Here is a 20,291-nt window from a genome sequence, read left to right as displayed (position 1 = left end):
TGGATCAGGCCAGTCTGACAAAAATATCCGGCGCGCTTGGCGTCACGGCGGTGAGTTTGCCAATAGGCTGCAAGCTCATGCCCAGTTGCGTGGCGACTTGCTGGAACGCGTCGACACCGTCCGGGCTGACGGCAACCAACAAACCGCCGGAGGTTTGCGGATCACAGAGAATTTTTTTCTGCATTTCCGTCAGCGGTGCGGCTTTGTGGCCGTAGCTGTCGAAATTGCGCTGCGCGCCACCGGGTGAGCAGCCCAGTTCCAGGTATTCGCGAATCGCCGGCAAGGTGGGCACGGCGGCGAAATCAATTGTGGCATGCACGCCGCTGCCTTCGCAGACTTCCAGCAGATGGCCGAGCAAACCAAAACCGGTGACGTCGGTCATGGCTTTCACCTGTGGCAGCTGACCAAAGTGCTGACCGGCGGTGTTGAGCTGGCACATGACATCGGGTGCCAGGCGTTGGTGTTCGGGGCGCAGTAATTTTTTCTTTTGCGCCGTGGTCAAAATGCCTATGCCCAGCGGCTTGGTGAGGAACAGCACGCAGCCGGGTTGCGCCAGATTGTTTTGCTTGATGTGTTCGTTGTTGACCTGACCGGTCACCGCCAAGCCAAAAATGGGTTCGGGCGAATCGATCGAGTGACCGCCGGCCAGAGGAATGCCGGCCAGCTCACAGGCGCGGCGTCCGCCTTCGATCACCTGGGCGGCAACGTCGGCGTCGAGTTTGTTGATCGGCCAGCCGAAAATCGAAATCGCCATCAGTGGGCGACCGCCCATGGCGTACACGTCGCTGATGGCGTTGGTGGCGGCAATCTGGCCGAACTCGAACGGGTCATCGACGATGGGCATGAAAAAGTCGGTGGTGCTGATCACCGAGGTGCCGTTGCCCAAATCGTAGACGGCAGCGTCGTCCTTGCTGTCATAGCCGACCAGCAATTGCGGTGGCGGCGTGGCGCGGTTGGGCGAGGCCAGAATGTCGGACAGCAGCTTGGGGGAAATTTTGCAGCCGCAACCGGCTCCGTGGCTGTATTCGGTGAGTTTGACGTCGGCGCAGTTTGACATTTCGGATCAGCACTTCTGGGTTCGTGAAAGAGGCGACACTTTACTATCAAAACCCCGCAGCGGCAAACGATGCAGGTCGGTGTTTGCCAGTAAAAAATGGCCAATTGGTGCTGGCTGGCGCGTGGCGTCAGGCGGTTTCGGCCAGCCAGTCGAGTATGCCCTGGGCGGCCCAGCGGCCAGTGGCAAAACAGGCGGTGAGCAGATAGCCGCCGGTGGGCGCTTCCCAGTCGAGCATTTCGCCGGCGAGAAACACGCCCGGGTGCTGTTTGAGCATTAACTGCGGCGTCAGCGCCTCAAACGGTACGCCGCCAGCGCTGCTGATGGCTTCGTCCAGTGGTCGGGTGGCGTGCAGACGCAGCGGCAGGGCTTTGATGGTTTTGGCCAGCAGCGCCATGTCGTTGAGCTGGTCGCCGTGCAGCACTTCGCGCAGCAGATTGGCCTTGGCTCCCTTGAGTCCGCATTGCTTTTCCAGAAAACGCGCCAGCGATAATTTGCCGCGCGGTTTGCCAAGGTCTTGTTGCAGGCGTGCTCCGCTGCGTGCTGGCAGCAAATCCAGCAGCAAGGTGGCCTCGCCATCCTGGGTGATCCGATCGCGCAGCGGTGTGGACAGGGCGTACAGTGCGCCGCCCTCCAGGCCATGTTCGGTGATCATCAATTCGCCGTCGTGTTGCCAGGGCTGGCCGTCGACGGCGGTGCAGTGCAGGCGCACTGATTTGATCGGCTGGCCGGCATAGTGTTGGCGAAAATGTTCGCTCCAGCGGGTTTCAAAGCCGCAGTTGCTGGGTTGCAGTGGTTCAACTGTGATGCCTTGCTGTTGCAGCACTGCCACCCATTGACCGTCCGAACCCAGCTTGGCCCAACTGCCACCACCCAGCGCCAGCAGCGTGGCGCGGTGCTGGACCTGGCTACGCTGATTTTCATGTTCAAACACCAGTGCGGCGTTGGTGTCCCATCCCAGCCAGCGATGGCGCACATGAATACGCAAACCCTGTTCACGCAATCGATGCAGCCAGGCGCGTAGCAGCGGTGCGGCTTTGAAATCCTGCGGAAACACCCGCTGCGAACTGCCGACAAAGGTCGCAATGCCCAGCTGATCGCACCAGTGGCGCAGGGCGTTGGCGTCAAACTGAGCAATCATCGGTTCGAGCTGCGGCTGGCGGTGCTGATAGCGGCGAGCAAAATCGGCGAATGGTTCAGCGTGGGTCAAATTGAGACCACCGCGCCCGGCGATCAGCAGTTTGCGCGCCAGCGAGGGCATTCGGTCGTATAAATCCACCTCGATGCCGTGAGCGAGCAAAACCTCGGCGGCCATCAGGCCGGCAGGGCCGCCGCCGATGATGGCGACTGAGTCGATGGTGGTGGGGGAATGGGTCATGGACTGCGCGACTAAAAAACGACGATGGTAATGTTTTTTGCGCGCTGCGGCCAGCGATTGTCGCCAATGGGCTACCCGCAAAAATGCTGTTCAAGTTCAGCGTCCAGCTTGTCGACAATGGCCGGAAATTGAGTATGCTATCGCGATGTGGTGAGTGGCAGATTCGTTCAAGACCAATCAAATTCAGGAGAGAGGGATGAGCTGGGAAAGTATCGGTTGCTGTGGCGGAGGGCATGCTCCGGATGATCGTGAGTGGAAAATTCATTGTTTGGAAATGGGTTTGGCTTACCTGAAACACGTGGTCGGTACCCTGCCCGAAGGCTGTCAACTGGGCATCATGTGGAATGAATCCGACGATGATCAATTTGCCACCATTGGTGTGCAGTGGGATGAGTCAATCACCGAGCCGCCCGCAGAATTCGTTCACAAATGCGAATTATTGTTGCGTCGATTTGACGATGCAGTTGATTGGGTGGAAATTGATCCCGATCACGCGATAGAAGCGCTGGAAGATGAATTCGGCAGCGAGGATGATCACGACGACGACGACGACGACGACGACGACGACGACGAAGACGAAGAAGACGAAGAAGACGAAGAAGACGAAGAAGACGAAGAAGACGAAGAAGACGAGGAAGAATACGATTACGAGGATGAGGAGGAAGATGACGATCCTCCGCCGCGCCGACGTCGCTAACCGGTCGTCATTTTCCGAAAAAAATCCCGCCAATGCTGCGGGATTTTTTTATGCTGCTGAGTGTGATGCGATAGATGCTGTAGTTATTTCGCGGGAATTAAACATCATCCAGGCAAATATAGCCTGCGGGATTTTTCTATACTTGCAGGAGCATGGGCGGAGGATGGGTAATGAGTTTGCCGTTACAAATTATTTATCGCTATGTAGAGCCGCAGACCGCGCTGGATGAAAGTATTTTTCGTCGCGTTGATGGTTTCGAGCAATTGTATGCTGAAATTGTCAGTTGTCGGGTAATGGTGGAAGCCAGCGAGCAACCCTGGCAAAAAGATGATAAATGCCGGGTGGTGATTGATGTGATTTTGCTCAGTGAGTCATTGCAGATTGTGCTGGAGGCGAGTGGCAGGCATGGATCAGAGGCCATGATGGCGCTGGTGCAGCGCGCCTTTGACGATATGCAGTGTCGCCTGTCGGTTCGGCGTACTGTGACGGCGGTGCTGGATAGCGAGACTTCCTGAGCAATATTGCTCAGGGGGAGGCAAGTTCCTGGATTTTACTGAGCAACAGGCGATGATCCAGCGGTTTTTGCAAATATTCAAAACCCAATTGTTCGGCCTTTTCCGGGTTGACCACATCACTGTAGCCGGTACACAGGATGATCGGCAGTTCGGAGCGGATTTTTCGGATTTCCTCAATTAACTCCAGTCCAGTCAAATCGGGCATGGTCTGATCGGTGATCAGCAGTGAAAATTTGTCAGGTGCCTGGGCAAAGGCAGCCAAAGCTTGTTCACTGTCGGTGTAAATCTCTGGCGTGTAATTGTAGCTGAGCAGCAGCTCACGTACGTATCGGGCAAGGCTTTCCTCGTCATCCACGACCAGCACAACCTGGCGGTTGCCCTTTAGGTCATCTTCAGTTTCGCTGTCGCTGATTTTGGAAGAAACAGTATTAAGCAGCGGTGGGAAAAAAATTCTGAAGGTACTGCCTGTATTGACCTTTGATTCAACCTGAATATGGCCGTTGCAGCCTTTGACAATGCCATATACCACCGACAAGCCCATGCCAGTACCTTCGCCCACGCCTTTGCTGGTGAAAAATGGCGTAAAGATGTCTTCGATGATGTCGCCGGGAATGCCGCAGCCGGTGTCACTGACCGCCAGTTCAATCCAGTCACCGGTAATGGGCTGGTGAGAAACGCTGGACTCAATGTTCAGATTTCTTGCCCAGCCCAGGCGGATGGATAATCGACCTTTGCCTTGCATGGCATCTCGTGCATTGACCGCAAGATTCATCAGAATTTGGTTGAGCTGGGTCGGATTCATGGAAACCGGCGGCAAATTATTTTCGATGTAGCTGTCAATGTGGATGCTGCTGGGAATGGTGGCGCGCAGCAGCGATAAATCATTTTTCAGATCCGGGCCAAGCAACATGGGTTGATTGTTGGTCGGGGCGTTGCGACTGAATGCCAGCATTTGTGAAATGAGATTGGCGGCACGCTCGCCAGCAATTTTGATTTGGTTAAAGTAATTGGCGAGTTTTTCCTGTTTGTCGTGTTGACTGCGCTGATGTCCCAGCCCGGTGTAGCCGAGAATGATGCCTAGCAGATTGTTAAAGTCATGGGCGATGCCTCCGGTCAAATGGCCGAGAGATTCCATTTTGTGTGCTTGCTGCAATTCGCGTTGCATGCGTTGATGTTCGGCATCGGCAATTTTTCTATCGGTAATGTCGTCGGAAATGCCCAGAATGTATTTGGGTTTGCCCTGGTTGTTGTAAATGGCCAGCTTGCGCGTGTGCAGGCTGCGGGTGCCGTGGGGCGTGTCGATGGGCTCATCCGGAATATTCAGCATTTCTCCGGTGCTTAACACGATTTTATCGCGGTCGGTAAAGGAGTCAGCCTGGGCTTTGGGAAAAAGGTCATAGTCAGTTTTGCCGATTACATTTTCGCGATTCAGCCCGGTGAGCTGTTCACCAGCGCTATTAAAGCGCACATAGCGTAGCGTATTGGCGTCCTTGAGGAAGATCATGCTGGGCAGGTGATCAATGATGTCCATGAGCTCTTTTTCTTGCTCGGACAGACGGATTTCATTTTTTTTGCGATCGGTGATGTCAAACAGGATCACAAGATGCTTGTTGCCATAGCTATTGCCCAGAGGAGCAGCGCTGGCGAGAATGGTGCGCGAACTGCCATCTTTGCAGCGTACGTTCAGTTCCAGCGGCTCAAACGGCGTTTGATTTTGCCTGGCGCGATCCAAGTGGATTTTCCAGGTTTCTGAAACCCAGAATCGGTAGTGTTCGTCGGGATAGGCCAAGTCCCACCAATCGGCCAGTTTGGGAATGTCGCTTAATGTGTAACCGAAGGCGCGAATAAATGCCGGGTTGAGAAAGGTGATATTTTGATCATCATCGTTGATGGCATAGGGTACTGGTGATGTATCAATGACTGAACGGGACAGGGCGTCCGTGTTCTCCAACTTGCCTATGCGAGCTTCAGCAAGTTGCAGCGCGGCGACAAGCTGTTCTTTACTGAGGTGGTTATAATCGCTCAAGCGATGCTCCGGTCATAGTTTTTTGCGAGAGAAATTCTAGTTGATATCGTCACTGCACTACTTTAACTGATCGATTTACTACCACAAAATAATTATGGTTCTGAGGCAAGATGAAGTGTTAGTGAGTGCTACGGATTTATTGTGACTTCCCCCTTTGGCTTCTGTACATGAAACTCGGCAGCTTTATTTGACGCGTCCAGTATAATAGTGGGTCTGATTCTGTGGAGATGCGCCTTGCTTAGTTACCGCCATGCCTTTCACGCCGGCAATCATGCCGACGTTCTCAAGCACACCGTGCAAACCCTGTTGTTGGAATACCTGACGCAGAAAGACAAGCCGCTGTGGTACATCGATACCCATTCCGGAGCTGGCGTTTATGATTTGCAGGGCGACTATGCGCGCAAAACCGGCGAATACGTCGACGGCATCGCTCGGCTGTGGCAGCGCACGGATTTGCCACCGGCGCTGCAGCACTATGTCGAGCAGATCAAAATGCTCAACCCGCAAGGCGAGCTGCGCCAATATCCCGGGTCGGCCTGGATAGGCAAGCAGTGGCTGCGCGCTGAAGACAAGGCGCAATTGTTTGAATTGCATCCGACGGACTTTCCGCTATTGCAGGCATCGTTGGGCAAAAGTCGCCAGGTGCACTGTTATCCGCAGGACGGCCTGGCGGGGCTCAAGGGCTTGCTGCCGCCTGCGCCGCGTCGTGCATTGGTGTTGATCGACCCGCCGTATGAACAGGCGGCGGAATACGTCGCGGTGGTCAAAACCCTGAAAGATGCCCTGACCCGTTTTCCGCAAGGCGTGTATGCCGTTTGGTATCCTCAGCTACAGCGGCTGGAGGTGGAGCGCATGCTCACCAGCTTGCAGAAACTGCCGGTGAAAGGCTGGTTGCATGCCCGCTTGACCGTGCATGCTCCACGCGCCGATGGCTTTGGCATGCATGGCAGCGGCATGTGGGTGATCAATCCGCCGTGGACCCTGGCAGAGCAATTGCGCACGCTGTTGCCGTATTTGTGCGATGTGCTGGCACAAGATACGACAGCCTCGTGGGAACTCAAACATAGCGATGCTGAATAACCAAGGCGTTGCGCCGGCTTCATTCGGCTGATTTCCGCGTTATGATGTTGGTTCTGTCCAATCTTTGGAGTTTGCCCCGCTGATGAATCACTCCACGCTTCCCCCCACCTCAGTGCAGCAGGTGCTGGCCCAAGGTCGACAACGACGTCGTTGGCCCTGGCTGGTGTTGCTGGTGTTCATCCTGCTGCTGGGATGGCTGTTTTTTGGCCGGGGCGAGCAGCGCGTGAATATTCAATACGTCACTGCCGAGGCCAGCCAGGGCGATCTGACTATTTTGGTCACTGCCACTGGCAGATTGCAGCCATTGAACAAGGTCGATGTGGGCAGCGAAGTGTCTGGCCGGGTCGATGCGGTGCTGGTGGGCAATAATGACAGCGTGCGCCAGGGGCAGGTGCTGGCGCGATTGAATACCGATGAACAGAAAGCCAAGGTGCTGCAGATGCGTGCCGCACTGGAGGTGGCTGAGGCCAAGGTGTTGCAGGTTCAGGCGACGCTGCAGGAAAGTGAACTGAAACTGCAGCGCTGTCAGTCATTGGCACCGCAAGGTTTTTGTTCGCCACAGGAGCTGGAGACCTTACAGGCCGTTCATGCGCGTGCCTCGGCCGATCTGGCCAGTGCGCGGGCGCAGGTGTCGCAGGCCAAGGCGACGCTGGATTTGGAGCAGACTCGCTTGGCCAAAGCGGAAATCCGTTCGCCTATCGATGGCATCGTGCTCAAACGTCAGGTTGAACCGGGGCAGACAGTGGCGGCTTCATTGCAGGCGCCGGTGTTGTTCACCCTGGCAGAAAATCTGCGGCAGATGGAATTGCGCGTGGCGGTGGATGAAGCCGACATCGGCAAAGTGCAGATTGGCCAGCAGGCGGTATTTAATGTCGACGCCTATGGCGAACGTCAATTTGCTGCGCGCATTGAGCAGGTGTACCTGGCTCCCATGGCCGAAGGCGGCGTGGTGAGTTATGAGACCGTTTTGTCATTGAACAACGATGCGTTGTTGCTGCGGCCGGGCATGACGGCCACGGCGCGCATTACCGTGCAGCAAATTGCCAGGCGCTGTTGGTGCCCAATGCGGCGCTGCGCTTTGAACCGCCGCGACTCAAAACCGAGAAAAGCGGCAGCTTCATGGAAAAATTATTTCCACGCTGGCGCAATCGCGAGCGACCTGATGCGGTTGCGGCCAAACCGCATCAGGTGTGGACGCTGCAGCAGGGCCAGCCGGTGGCGATGGAGGTCAGCGTCGGTGCCAGTGATGGCAGCCGCAGTCAGATTCTGAGTGGGGACGTGCAGCCGGGCATGACCTTGTTGGTCGATGTGCAGGAACCGGCCAAATGATTGAGCTGCGTCACTTGGGCAAAACCTACGGTGAGGGCGCAACAACAGTCCAGGCGCTAGATGACATTCATCTGCAGGTGGCGCACGGCGAATTCATCGCGATGATGGGTCCCAGCGGTTCTGGCAAATCCACTTGCCTGAATATTTTGGGTTGTCTGGATGTGCCCAGTTCGGGTGAATATCTGTTCCAGCAGCAGCCGGTGACCAATTTAACTCGCAATCAGCGGGCGTTGTTGCGTCGTCACTTCATCGGTTTTGTGTTTCAGGGATTCAATCTGCTGACTCGCACCAGCGCGTTGGAAAATGTGGAGCTGCCGTTGATCTATCGGCGCATGCCGCGTGCGCAGCGCCATCAGCGGGCGATGCAGGCGCTGGATGCCGTGGGTTTGCTGGGACGCGAAAATCACACGCCGGCAGAGCTGTCCGGTGGTCAGCAACAGCGGGTGGCGATTGCGCGCGCACTGGTGACTGAGCCGGCGGTGTTGCTGGCCGATGAACCGACCGGCAATCTGGACAGCGCCCGCAGTCACGAAATTATGGAATTGCTTGCGCGTTTGAACCGCGAGCGCCAGCTCACCATCATCATGGTGACGCATGAAGCCGATGTGGCGGCCTATGCGCAGCGCACGGTGCATTTTCGCGATGGCCGGATTCATCATGAGGAGCGTCGCTGATGTGGTGGAGTGCGTTGTCATTGGCGCTGCGCGAAATTCGCCGCAATCTGATGCGCTCGGCGTTGACCATGTTGGGCATTATCATCGGCGTGATGGCGGTGATTACCATGGTGACCATCGGCAATGGGACTACCGCAAAAATTACGGCGCAGATCGAAAGTCTGGGCAGCAATATGCTGATTCTGCGCACCGGGCAGCGTTTTATGCAGGGCTCGCGTGCTGACTCACGACCTCTTACCTTGGACGATGCCGAAGCCTTGCGTCAGGAATTGTCATCGCTGGCTGCTGTGGCCGGTGTGGCCGGCAAACCGCTGACCGTGGTGTATGGCAGCAGCAACTGGTCGACCAATGTGATGGGCATGGAAAACGATTATCTGCGGGTGCGTGATTGGCCATTGGCGCAGGGACGGGTGATCAGTGATGGCGAGCAGCGCGCCGGTGCGCCGGTGTGTGTGATTGGCGAAACTGTGCGGCGTGAATTGTTTGCCGCGCAGCAATCGCTTGGTGAGACGATACGCTTGGGCAAGGTTGCCTGCGAAGTGATTGGCGTGCTGGCCAGCAAAGGCCAGTCGACCATGGGGTCTGATCAGGACGACGTGGTGCTGATGCCGTTGCGTGCCCATTGGCGTTTGTTGTCGGGCAACCAGGAACTCAGTCACATTTATCTTTCGGCGCGCGGCAGCACCGACAAGGCTACCAAGGATGTGGAAAGATTGATGCGCGAGCGACGCCACATCGATGCGGGTGACGAGGATGATTTTTCCATTATCGACATGAAAGAAGTCGCGAAAACCATGACTGGTGCGACCCAGGTGATGACCGCGTTGCTGGGCGCGGTGGCGGCAGTCAGTCTGATTGTCGGCGGCATTGGCATCATGAACATCATGCTGGTGTCGGTCACGGAGCGGACGCGTGAAATCGGCATACGCCTGGCCATTGGCGCGCTGGAGCGCGAGGTGCAGACGCAGTTTTTGGTGGAGGCGGTGGTGTTGTCGTCGGTAGGAGGCATTATCGGCATTGTGTTGGCACTGCTGGTGTCTGCATTGCTGGCCAGTCTGCTGAGTGTGCCGTTGATGTTTGATGCAGGCATAATTTTGCTGGCATTTGGTTTTTCTGCGGCAGTGGGCGTGGTGTTTGGCTATTTTCCCGCACGCAAGGCCGCGCGCAAAGACCCGATTGCCGCGCTGCGCCACGAATAAATTTTTGTTACCCCGCCCGCGGGGTGGACAAGCAAACGGGTATGATAGTTGTCTCTGGTCTTGTTGTTGCCCACGCCTAAGGAAGATTTCTGTTGAGCCGTACCCACCATCCCATTCCGGGGCTGATCGTTCTCGTGGCACTGATTTCGATGATCGGGCCGTTCACCGTCGATACCTATTTGCCATCGTTCCCGGCGATTGAAGCGGATTTTGGCATTAGCCGCGCGCTGTTGTCGCAAAGTCTGGCGTTTTATCTGGCGGCGTTTGCAATTTCGACGCTGTTCTGGGGGCCGTTGTCTGATCGTCTGGGGCGCAAGCGGGTGATCGTTGGCACCTTGTTGCTGTATGTGCTGGCCTCGCTGGGCTGTGCACAGGCCGATGACTATTCCACGTTTTTGTTTTTCCGCCTGCTGCAGGGTGTCGCCGCCGGTGGCGGACTGGCAGCGGGACGCACCATGATTCGCGATGTGTACAATCCGGCCGATGCGCAAAAGGCCATGGCGCAGGTGATGATGATGTTTGCAGTGGCACCGGCCATTGCGCCGATTATCGGCGGTTGGCTGCAGGATGCGTTTGGCTGGCATGCCTCGTTCTATTTTCTGGCGATTTTCAGCGGTGTGATGTTGCTGATCGTGCTGTTTTATATTCCGGAAACGCTGGCTACGTCGTTGCGCCAGTCGTTTCATCCGCTGTATGTGACGCGAGTGTATGTGCGCACCCTGACTCATCGCCGTTTTTTGTCGCTGATTGTGATTGTGGCCGCAGGCTTTGGCGGCATGTTTCTCTACATCGCCGGTGCGCCGACGGTGATGTTCGATTTTCTGGGGATGGACAGTCACCAGTTCGGCTGGATGTTCGTGCCCATGGTTGTAGGCATGATTTGTGGTTCGTGGGTCAGCAGTCGTTTGGCGCACCGCTGGCCACCTGAGCGTACGGTGAAACTGGCGCTGTCGCTGATCGCGCTGGGTGCTGTGTGCAATTTGCTGCAGGCGTGGTTATTGCCACCCATGCTGTTTTTTACCGTGGCACCACTGGTGCTGTACGTCAGCGGTATCGGTATGGCGATGCCAGTGTTCACCGTGTTGTCGCTGGACTGCTTTCCGCAAAATCGCGGTGCGGCTTCGGCCATGCACGGCTTTGTGCAGATGATGGGTAACGCGGTGGTGGCCAGTGTGGTGGTGCCGTTGCTGGCGATTTTGCCGCTGTATCTGGCGGCCGGGCAGGTGCTGCTGGTGCTGCTGGCATTGCTGCTGTGGTGGCGCATTCCGCCGGCACGCTGAACAGCTCTTGAGCATTTTGGCCAAACATCGCGCAACAAGTTCACTGCGTAGCAATTTCTACTGGTTTTTTGTTTTGGCTGCCGTATAATTCGCCCCGTTCTTCGGGTGGTTAGCTCAGCTGGGAGAGCATCGCCCTTACAAGGCGAGGGTCGCAGGTTCGATCCCTGCACCACCCACCAATTTTCGGCGGCCTGTCCTTTGTTGGACAGGCCGTTTTTTTTGCCACGGATTTGGCGGGACGGTACGCGCGGTAGTGTATAGTTCGGGACTCGGCAACGTTAGGGGCAAGATGATGACAGCGCAGGCGGTATCTGCATGATTGGCGTGTTTTTGTATTGCCGCACTGGCTTTGAGGGCGAGTGCGCGGCTGAAATGCAGGATCAGGCTGCCAAGCTGGGGATTGCCGGTTTTGCCAAGGCCAAGCCCGATTCCGGTTATGTGGTGTTTCAGTGCTATGTCGCCGAAGATGTGCAGCGGTTGGTGCAGGAACTGCGGTTTGAGCAGTTGATTTTTGTCCGGCAGTGGTTTGTGCTGCTGGCGCTATGCAACGAGCTGGATGTGACTGACCGCGTTTCCGGATTGCTGGAGACGTTGCAGACACTGCCGCAGCCAGCCAGCAAACTGTGGCTGGAAACCCCCGACACCAACGAGGCCAAAGAGCTGCAGGCGCTTTGCCGCAGTTTGCACACGCCGCTGACCATGGCGTTGAAGAAGCGTGGCCTGCTGCGCGAGGCCGAGCACGGTGGCATCGCGATCCATGTTTGTTTTATGAGCAGTCATGCTGCCTACGTTGGCTACATGGCGCGCGATAATAATTCGCCTTGGTCGATGGGTATTCCGCGACTGCGTTTTCCGCGTCAGGCACCCAGTCGTTCAACGCTCAAGCTCGACGAGGCGATTCTGTGTTTGCTCACTCCCGCGCAGCAACGCGATCTGTTCAAGCCAGGCATGCGAGCGGTGGATCTGGGGGCCTGTCCCGGTGGTTGGACCTGGCAGTTGGTATCGCGTGGTTTGCACGTGACCGCCATCGACAACGGCGCCATCGACGAGGGCATCATGGCCACAGGTCAGGTTGAGCACTTGCGGGCGGATGGTTTTCGGTTTCGTCCGGAACAGCGTGTTGACTGGCTGGTGTGCGACATTGTTGAGCAGCCCATTCGTATCGCTGACCTGATGGCGCAATGGCTGGCCGAAGGCTGGTGCCGCTACGCGATTTTCAATCTCAAACTGCCGATGAAAAAGCGCTATCTGGAAGTGGTGCGCTGTCTGGAATTGGTACAGGAACGTCTGTGCGAGGCTGGCATTGAGCATCAACTACGCGCCAAACAGCTGTACCACGATCGCGAAGAAATCACAGTCTGCGTCACCACCCAACGGCGTTGATGTCGCCTAGGGGGCGATGGCAAAACGGTGTATCCTATGCGCCTCGCTGGTTGGCATCGTGCCGACCGCCTCTGCTGTGACATTTGCCATGAACAACAAATCCGATTCTTCCCGCGTGGCTCCCCGTAAAGAAATCAAATACTACGGACTGGCGGCCTGTCTGGCGTTGTGGCGCGCCCGGCCACAGGACGTGATTCGCATTTACCTCAGCGAGGATAATCTCAAACCCTTGGGCGATTTGCTCAAATGGGCGGCAGCCCAGCGCCGTGCCTACCACATCGTCGGTGACGACGAACTGGAATGCCTGACCGATTCCATTCACCACCAGGGTGTTTGCCTGCTGGCCAATGAACCTGCGGCGATGGGCTACAAACAGTTCAAGGAAACGCTGGAAAAACAGCGTGGGCCGATGCTGCTGGCCTACCTCGACGGCGTGGAAAATCCGCATAACCTTGGGGCTATCGTCCGCACCTGTGCCCATCTGGGTGTGGATTATCTGTTGGGCGAAAGCGGACGACTGCCGCGTTTGTCGGCTTCAGCCTGCCGGGTGGCCGAAGGCGGAGCCGAGCAGGTGAAACTGATTCATCTGCTGCACCGCGACAAGGCGCTGGCCGATCTGAAAAAGCTCGGTTTCAAACTGCTGGTCACTGCCGCTGATGGCAAGTCGATTTACAGCCAGCCCTATCCACAGCGTACCGTGCTGGTGATGGGCGCCGAACAAACCGGCGTCAGCGCCGACATGCGTAACTTCGCCGACGGCAAAATTTCTGTACCCGGTACTGGCCGCGTCGAAAGCCTCAATGTCTCGGTGGCGTTTGCAATTTTGGCGGCGGAGTTTCAGCGGCAGCAGAGTGGTGGGTGAGTTGATGGCTGATCATTGGATATCTAGAAAGTGAAATTAGCCTCGGTTTTTAAGGGAAAATACGAAAGAACACCGCTGCGATTTTTTACAGAATGGACTTCACTGAATTTACGTTGCTTTGGGTGGGTGCGTGCGTTTTGAAACATATGTTGTACATGGTTTAGATCCAGTCCGGCGTGATCGTCTCGTCGATCGATTTTATGCATTGTTTCAGAAAATTTTCGAGGGTGTCAGTAAGGAAAAGGTAAAAAAAAGCGTTTTTGAAACAGCCGCAGAGGACATTCGAATTCGTTTTTTTCAGGATGAGATGAGAAACGATATTGGCTTTTGTGTTCTGTATCGTTATCAGATCAATTTTGCCGGAAAAAACTACACAGTATTTCGTTCTGACGCCGGAATGATGGAGATGCATCGACGACGCCTGACGACGCTTTCTTTCGGGTTGTTGCAGGTGCTGAGTTACAAGTTTCGCCACCCTTTTAAACCTGTTTTCTACTTTGAATCGCTAGTGCATCCCTCAAGTTATCACCTGTTTTATAGATATTTTCGAAGGATGTTTCCTTCTCCAAAACAGGCGATGCCTGAGCAATATCGAGAGCTGCGCGATGCATGCTTTGAAAGCTTCAAGATGAGTCCTGCATTGAGTGGTTCTGCTGATGCCATGCATAGCGGTTGGATTACCCGCGGCAAGGTTGACGAAGTTGAATACTGGCAGTCCTTGCGTTACCCTGATGTGGATTTTTTCATTAAACACAATCCCGGCTTTCCACAGGGCGATGGCCTTCTTGTCATATTGCCGGTTACCTTTGGTAATTTATTTTATTGTGCGTTTATGCTAACGAAGCGGCGTTTTAAGTAAAATCTATGTCCGCTGTTTTCGCAATTGGGGTGGCGGAGTTTTAGTGGTGATGTGTGGTCATTTCGTCTCCTGAAATAACCATTTATGGATTTATGTGATGGTCTCTGGCGAAAATAATGATGGCAGCTATTCGACAGAATTCGACGAAGCTTTCTGTAAGCTTACCAGCGTGTTATTTAGGGTTAAAGGGTCAACAGGCTTGTGTAAAAGAGTGACATTGGCTAACTTTTCATTCCTTTGAATGTTGAGCTCCAAATCACCGGTAAGCAAAATGGCAGATATTTCTTCGTTCAAGTATGTTCTTAGTTTTTTAATGACTTCACAGCCTTTTTCATTGTCGCGCAAACGATAGTCAACGATAAATATATCTGGCAGGATTCCTTCGCTATCCAGAACTTGTTTGGCTTGTTGACCAGATTCAGCAGCGAAAACCGTGCATCCCCAGTTTTCCAATGTCATACGCATGGCTGCGAGAATGTGGGTGTCGTCGTCGATGATTAGCGCAATATAATTATCGAGTTTGGTCTCGCGGGTATCATGCTTGTATTCGCAACAAGCCTTCTCGCTGTTTCCAGAAGGAAGGGTGATAGAGAAGCAGGAACCTTTGCCTGGAATGGAATCAACGGATATTTCATGATCAAGGGTCGTGGCTAGTCGTTTGACAATGGCCAGACCCAGGCCAATACCTTTCTCGCGATCTCGCTCTGAGTTTCCGATCTGATAAAACTCATCAAAAATGAAATCTTTTTGTGAATCCTCAATGCCTATCCCCGTGTCGATTACCTGGATTTTTATCTTTTTACCGATATGCCTCACGCCAATAAGGACTTTTCCGCTGTCTGTATAACGAATGGCATTGGAAATGAGATTCCTTAATATTCGATCCAGCATGTTTTTGTCGCTGTGAACACATGCGGTGGTTGGGATAAAACGTAGCGAAATGTTTTTAACCTCGGCAGCGGATAGAAACTCCGATTGGAGATTGTCGAAAATGTCGTTTAATTTGAAGTCTCCCAACTTCGGAGAGACCTTGTCGGAATCAATGCGAGAAATATCAAGAAGCCCGTCAAACATGGTGCTAAGTGCTTTTATGGATAATTTGATCTCCTTGTGTAAGGTCGCCCTTGCTTCATCGCTATTTACTTTGTCCAGTTGGTTGCCGAATAAGCTCAATGCATGGAGTGGTTGTCTCAGGTCGTGGCTGGCGGCGGCAATAAAGCGGGATTTTCCCAGGTTGGCCTGTTCGGCATCTTTCTTTTCGCTTGCTAATTTTACAACGAGAGTGTCATTGCTGTGGGCAAGGAAAATTGCATTGTTGATGAATTTTCCAAATGCGCGAACCATTACAAAAGTGATAGGTATCCATATGTAATAGGTGTAGCCGATGAAAACCAAAGATGCTTGGCCGCTTATTACTGCATGTGTTGCAGCAAAGGTAATGATGGGTATGTTGTAAAGTAACAGGAATTTCCAAAACGGCGAATATACGGTCACGCCGCCCACGATGTAGAAAGATAAAAATATCAACAGCACCATGTGCAATAAAACATCTTCGCTATCGACGAGCGCGGGAATGGCACCTAGCATGCTTCCAATGGTTAATGCTCTTATTCCGACTAATATCAGCCATATGTTGGCGGTAGGATCAGGGCTTTTTTCGCGGAAGAATTTGACAAGCAGGAATAATGTATTAACAACAAAAAGTGCCGTAATCCAGGCCAGAATGGTGAAGTGGCTTTCTGTGTTGGTGAGGATATACCAAAGCAGAGGAATAGGGCCGAGATATATGGCAACTATTGATATGTTGTGAAATCGATAGAGTGCATCTATTCGTGATCGACGAATAGAGATTGATTCAACTTCACTTAGCTGATCTGGTTGTCTATCTTTGAGTACACTATCGATCAAGATTTGCCTCAGTTATTGCTTTTAAGCATTCTCGTTGTAGTTCAATCCTAGTTCTAATGCTTTGTAAATAGCTTCAGAACGTGATCGTACGCCCAGTGCCTTAAATATTGTTGTGACATGGATGCGTGTTGTTCCCTCGGTAATGCCCAGGGTTGCAGCAATCTGCTTGTTGGCTTTTCCTTCGACGATTAGTGACAAAATCTCTCTTTGTCGAGCAGTCAATTTGGAAATGATGTTTTGGCATTGAGAAGAGAAAGTGGTCTCTCCCAGGGGAAAGCTTGGTTTTCCTGATAGAACGTCTCTGATGGCTTTGAGCATCTCCAAGGAGTTGTCGGATTTCTGGATATAGCCATGTACACCTTGCTCTTTCGCGTGGTGAATCGTTTCTAGTCTATCATCTGCACTTAGAACAATGACGGGAACATCTTTGGCGGACAGCAATATCTGGTTGACACAGGCAAATCCTTTAATTCCCGGCATGTTGAGATCAAGCAGAATCAGGTCCAGATTCGTCAGCGTGCCAACCAGCTCTAGGGCCTGTTTACATTCATTGGCTTCATGAAGTGTCATGTCCTGATCGAGTTCTTTTAGAACATATCGCATACCCGCTCTAAATAGGGCGTGGTCATCAACAAGTAAAATATTCATGCATTTATCCTCATGCTGGGATGATGCTGGATTGTTTATAAAAAATAAATATGAAATTACTCATACTAAGGTGGTAGGGATTGATGTTTTTACCTGGTTTTGTGCAGCATGTATTCAATAATTTCAATACAAATCATTATGTTATGCTTTATATGACAATCCTCATACGCACTATTTCATATATGTTTACTCCCCATTTGAGGCTAGGATTGCTTCAAGAAGTCGGTACATAAAGTGATCAATGTGATCTGTGCCAGTATTTGTCATTTAAACCAGGCGATCATCTGCTGAAGGAGTGTGTCATGAATGTGGTATCGAAAATAATGACATTGGTGGGGGTGAGTATTCTGGTTGCTGCGTGCAATCTGGATCAACTTGCTGAGGAAAATTTGCAGAAAGATGGCCAGAAAGTGAAGGCTGGAGAATTGGCGCCGATAGATGAGTCCAGATTTTATCTGGCTGATGAGGAAATTAACATTTCCGATGATCAGGCATTACAGTCTTTGATTCAATCGATGTCAAAGATGCGTTTGTTGTCAGCAACGATGGTGGATCAATTCGAGGCGGCTTCAGAACTTGAAGATAAGATTCCCGTTCCTGGGGCGTTCAAGTTTAACAGAGCAGTCGCTCCAGCCGGATTTTATGCGACTTCCTTTGTTACGGAGTCAATTCTTGGCTTGTTTGAGGTGAATGAATCCACGGGGAGTTTACCAATATCCTTGAAGGAAAGAAGCAAAAATATTCTGACTTATTCGATTGATGCGTCTATTTGTGAGTCCAATGTTGATTGTGAGTTTGTGGTCAGTAATTTGGAACTTGTTCAGGCGATGAATTCATCGGCATCAGGAAAAATCAGCATTAAATATACCACTGCCTTGGCGGATTTTATTGGGATAAAAATAGGGGGCGGAATTTGGGACTTTTCCGGTTATAGCAATGACCAGTGGTTTGTTGAAATGGATATGGAAAGCCTTTGGGGTTTGTATGTCGTAATTGAGAGATCACGAAATGGGGTGAATTTCATCAGACCGGCGATCGCTGAAGGAAGGGTTCGTTATGTTATCAATGATGGCGGGGATGTTGTTGATGATTCTGCTACCTACGCGATCTTAGAAGATATACATATCGATGGAAAGTTTCTGCCTGATTCAGATGAAACTTTCAAGGCAAAGTACAAACCAATTGAGGCCATTTTTATCAAAGGCGGCTTGAAAGCTGATGAAGCGTATTTCGTCAGATGCGAAACTGGGTCCATGTCAGTTGAGCTTTCAAGTGAGCAGGTGGTAGTTGGTGGTGCAGCGAGTATTGTTCGTGATAAGTGGGAATCGCTTAATGGCGGAGTCATGGAAGCACGCATCAAAAAATTTGCCAACATAACTTTAAAGCGCGGGTTTTTTTCAAACTACCATGTTGGTTATATGACGCATTATGTCGACGACATAAAAACGTCGACCTATGAAACAACGGAAGATTCAGCCATAACTGTCAGTATAGAATCCGATCCCGCTGTGCATGTAGTATCGAGTTCGTTCTTTGTGCCAAGAAATGGTAAAGGGCGCCAAGCTGGGAAGCAGATACTGATTTTGGCCGAGGACTTGGAAGGTGAGGCTGCCGGAAAAACTGTGGAGTTGAAGTTTGTCCGTACCGGATCAGACAAACTGGTCGATAAATCGCAAGTGACTTACCTTTCTGATGTTCAATTCGACACACACTGGGAAGTGTATTTTGAACATTTCCGCTTAGGTGAAAATAAAGACGAAGTAGGTAGCTTGAAGCTGATTATTCCTCATCAAACTAAGATTCACCAAAATTACGGATCTATTGATCGCGTCGTTGATGACAATAATGAAGCTCTGTTAAATTCGAATGGCAATACCATGTCTGCGCTGATACCTGGGGATTTTGTAATGGATAGCGATGACGCAATTCTGTTCGTGGGTAACGGGGCACTTGATACTTACATCAGAACGACATCGTCAGATTGCTCTTTGCCGGATAAACGAGATGGTAATGGCGACACGATTGCGAGTAATAGCAGTGATTGTTTGTCGGCAATCTACCTCAAGCTTGGTGACATAAAGGGATATTGGTAAATTGCAGTTTGCCTTCTGCTGATGATAACTGCCCTGAGTCACCAACTCAGGGCTTTATTATTTTTCAGAATGGATAATCACCAGTTTATCTTGGTTTGAAATTCAGCTGGTAGATTGATGACCTGCGATGATAAATCCGGGAACAGATGAGGAACATAGGTGAAGTATTGCGCGCCGTTGCAACTGCCGTAGCTTCCTTGCCATTCGCGGTACATGGGCTGGGCCAATGAGCCGTTGATACTAGGCAGGGTGAGGTAGGGATCTTGTTTGTATTCTGCATGGGCGGTGATGTTGCTGGCAAACAGATATTTCAGATTACCTCAGACTCAGCGGAGCAAAAGTCAGAGTCTTCATGCCTGTTGACCATCGGCGTGTCATCGGTCTGTCATTCCGCGTATTGCTGTTTACTCTCGTTATGTCGACCGATAACCTAGCCTAGTATCGGAGTCGACAGCGGGTGGGCTTGGATGAAATTTATATTGGGTGCGATGTTGGGCGTGGCAATTGGTTGGTGGCTGCATGCGTGGCAGTTTACCGCGTTGCCAGCACCAGTGACTGCGCCGACATCGGTGGTTGTGCCTGAGGCTGTGCCGCTTGCGACCGATCCAGCGCCTTCGGCGGATACCTTGTTTGCTTTGTTGCTTAGTTCGGGAGCCACCGATCAGGCGTTGGAGTTTCTTGCCAAGGCACCGCAGCCTGAACCGTTTCGCCAGCGTTTGCTGATGCACATTCAGTCGCTGCTTGATAGCAAACAACTGGATCGGGCGGATGAGTTGCTTGATCGCTATCTGCGGCGGGAATTTCGCGATGTGGATGCGTTGCTGTTGCAGGCTACCTTGTTCAAGGCGCAGGGGAAAATTCAGGCTGCACTGACGGCGCTGTTTCGGCTGCGTTCATACGAGTATCGCTCAGCGCAACTGGCTGAGAATCAGCGTCGTATTGATCGCTGGGTGGATGAGTATCAGGTGCAGCTTCGTCAGCAGCCGGCAGCGACGCAATTGCAATTCTGGCAGTTTTTGGCGGCGCAGGATGCTCAGCGACTCGACTATGTAGTGCAAATGGCGGCGCTGAGTATTGATTTGGGGCACGAATCTCAGGCGCGGCAGTATTTGCAATTGCTGGCTGCCGATGGTCAGTTTGACAGCCAGCGGCGCGAGTTGCTGCGGCAGTTGGAATTTCGCCGACTGGCGCGCAATGACGTGGTGATTAATCTGCAGCGCCAGGGCGGGCATTTTTTGTTGCCGGTGACCCTGGACGGGCGCACCGAAGCCTCCTTGTTGATCGATACTGGTGCGACCATGACGGT

The 20,291-nt window shown here is 52.7% G+C and carries 17 protein-coding genes and 1 tRNA gene; 13 read left to right on the top strand and 5 right to left on the bottom strand.

All coding sequences use genetic code 11. The features are described 5' to 3' along the window. Positions 1–4: 4 nt before the first annotated feature. Together selD and OEW58_10455 are read right to left on the bottom strand one after the other, a co-directional pair. Entirely contained in the window at positions 5–1,057 is a 1,053-nt protein-coding gene (selD, locus tag OEW58_10460; protein MDH5301771.1) for a selenide, water dikinase SelD, read from the bottom strand. Positions 1,058–1,184: 127 nt separating this feature from the next. Then, positions 1,185–2,432: a TIGR03862 family flavoprotein gene (locus OEW58_10455; GenBank protein ID MDH5301770.1), complete on the bottom strand. Its 1,248-nt coding sequence runs from the start codon at positions 2,430–2,432 to the stop codon at positions 1,185–1,187. A gap of 196 nt (positions 2,433–2,628) precedes the next feature. On the opposite strand from OEW58_10455, the gene OEW58_10450 reads away from it, so the two are divergent. Then, a complete protein-coding gene (locus OEW58_10450; GenBank protein MDH5301769.1) occupies positions 2,629–3,129 on the top strand; it encodes a hypothetical protein in 501 nt (166 codons plus the stop codon). Between the two features lie 170 nt (positions 3,130–3,299). Further along, a complete protein-coding gene (locus OEW58_10445) occupies positions 3,300–3,644 on the top strand; it encodes a hypothetical protein (GenBank protein ID MDH5301768.1) in 345 nt (114 codons plus the stop codon). Between the two features lie 10 nt (positions 3,645–3,654). Here the strand turns inward: OEW58_10445 and OEW58_10440 are convergent, their stop codons facing one another. Further along, positions 3,655–5,670 carry a PAS domain S-box protein gene (locus tag OEW58_10440; protein MDH5301767.1) on the bottom strand — a complete coding sequence of 672 codons (2,016 nt, stop codon included), beginning with the start codon at positions 5,668–5,670 and terminating at the stop codon, positions 3,655–3,657. A gap of 234 nt (positions 5,671–5,904) precedes the next feature. On the opposite strand from OEW58_10440, the gene rlmJ reads away from it, so the two are divergent. The 9 genes from rlmJ (at position 5,905) to OEW58_10395 (ending at position 14,336) form a co-directional block, all read left to right on the top strand. Then, positions 5,905–6,750 carry a 23S rRNA (adenine(2030)-N(6))-methyltransferase RlmJ gene (gene rlmJ / locus OEW58_10435; GenBank protein MDH5301766.1) on the top strand — a complete coding sequence of 282 codons (846 nt, stop codon included), beginning with the start codon at positions 5,905–5,907 and terminating at the stop codon, positions 6,748–6,750. An 82-nt stretch (positions 6,751–6,832) separates the two neighbouring features. Beyond that, complete coding sequence (locus tag OEW58_10430; GenBank protein MDH5301765.1) at positions 6,833–8,020, top strand: efflux RND transporter periplasmic adaptor subunit; 1,188 nt, start codon at positions 6,833–6,835, stop codon at positions 8,018–8,020. A 55-nt stretch (positions 8,021–8,075) separates the two neighbouring features. Then, positions 8,076–8,753: an ABC transporter ATP-binding protein gene (locus OEW58_10425; protein MDH5301764.1), complete on the top strand. Its 678-nt coding sequence runs from the start codon at positions 8,076–8,078 to the stop codon at positions 8,751–8,753. Next, entirely contained in the window at positions 8,753–9,952 is a 1,200-nt protein-coding gene (locus OEW58_10420; protein ID MDH5301763.1) for an ABC transporter permease, read from the top strand. Before OEW58_10425 ends, OEW58_10420 begins: the two co-directional genes overlap by 1 nt. A gap of 92 nt (positions 9,953–10,044) precedes the next feature. Then, on the top strand, positions 10,045–11,232 hold the full coding sequence (locus OEW58_10415; protein ID MDH5301762.1) for a multidrug effflux MFS transporter: 1,188 nt from the start codon (positions 10,045–10,047) through the stop codon (positions 11,230–11,232). 103 nt (positions 11,233–11,335) lie between these two features. After that, positions 11,336–11,411, top strand: a tRNA-Val gene (locus OEW58_10410). A gap of 136 nt (positions 11,412–11,547) precedes the next feature. Then, positions 11,548–12,615 carry a 23S rRNA (cytidine(2498)-2'-O)-methyltransferase RlmM gene (gene rlmM / locus OEW58_10405; GenBank protein ID MDH5301761.1) on the top strand — a complete coding sequence of 356 codons (1,068 nt, stop codon included), beginning with the start codon at positions 11,548–11,550 and terminating at the stop codon, positions 12,613–12,615. An 88-nt stretch (positions 12,616–12,703) separates the two neighbouring features. Beyond that, positions 12,704–13,477 (top strand): rRNA methyltransferase, encoded by a 774-nt coding sequence (locus tag OEW58_10400; protein MDH5301760.1) that lies wholly within the window; start codon positions 12,704–12,706, stop codon positions 13,475–13,477. 130 nt (positions 13,478–13,607) lie between these two features. Then, positions 13,608–14,336 (top strand): hypothetical protein, encoded by a 729-nt coding sequence (locus tag OEW58_10395; protein MDH5301759.1) that lies wholly within the window; start codon positions 13,608–13,610, stop codon positions 14,334–14,336. A gap of 126 nt (positions 14,337–14,462) precedes the next feature. Here the strand turns inward: OEW58_10395 and OEW58_10390 are convergent, their stop codons facing one another. After that, positions 14,463–16,244, bottom strand: a complete 1,782-nt coding sequence (locus OEW58_10390) for an ATP-binding protein (GenBank protein MDH5301758.1) — start codon at positions 16,242–16,244, stop codon at positions 14,463–14,465. 21 nt (positions 16,245–16,265) lie between these two features. Next, positions 16,266–16,892: a response regulator transcription factor gene (locus OEW58_10385; GenBank protein ID MDH5301757.1), complete on the bottom strand. Its 627-nt coding sequence runs from the start codon at positions 16,890–16,892 to the stop codon at positions 16,266–16,268. A 302-nt stretch (positions 16,893–17,194) separates the two neighbouring features. Here OEW58_10385 and OEW58_10380 point away from each other — a divergent pair, with 302 nt between their 5' ends. Next, entirely contained in the window at positions 17,195–18,985 is a 1,791-nt protein-coding gene (locus OEW58_10380; protein MDH5301756.1) for a hypothetical protein, read from the top strand. A 467-nt stretch (positions 18,986–19,452) separates the two neighbouring features. Beyond that, positions 19,453–20,291 (top strand): hypothetical protein (locus OEW58_10375; GenBank protein MDH5301755.1); only part of this gene is annotated, 839 nt, incomplete at its 3' end.

Source organism: Gammaproteobacteria bacterium (assembly GCA_029884425.1).
Classification (GTDB): domain Bacteria; phylum Pseudomonadota; class Gammaproteobacteria; order S012-40; family S012-40; genus JAOUHV01.
Note: the sequence above shows the minus strand (reverse complement) of the source record. Positions and strands in the feature narration are given on the sequence as shown.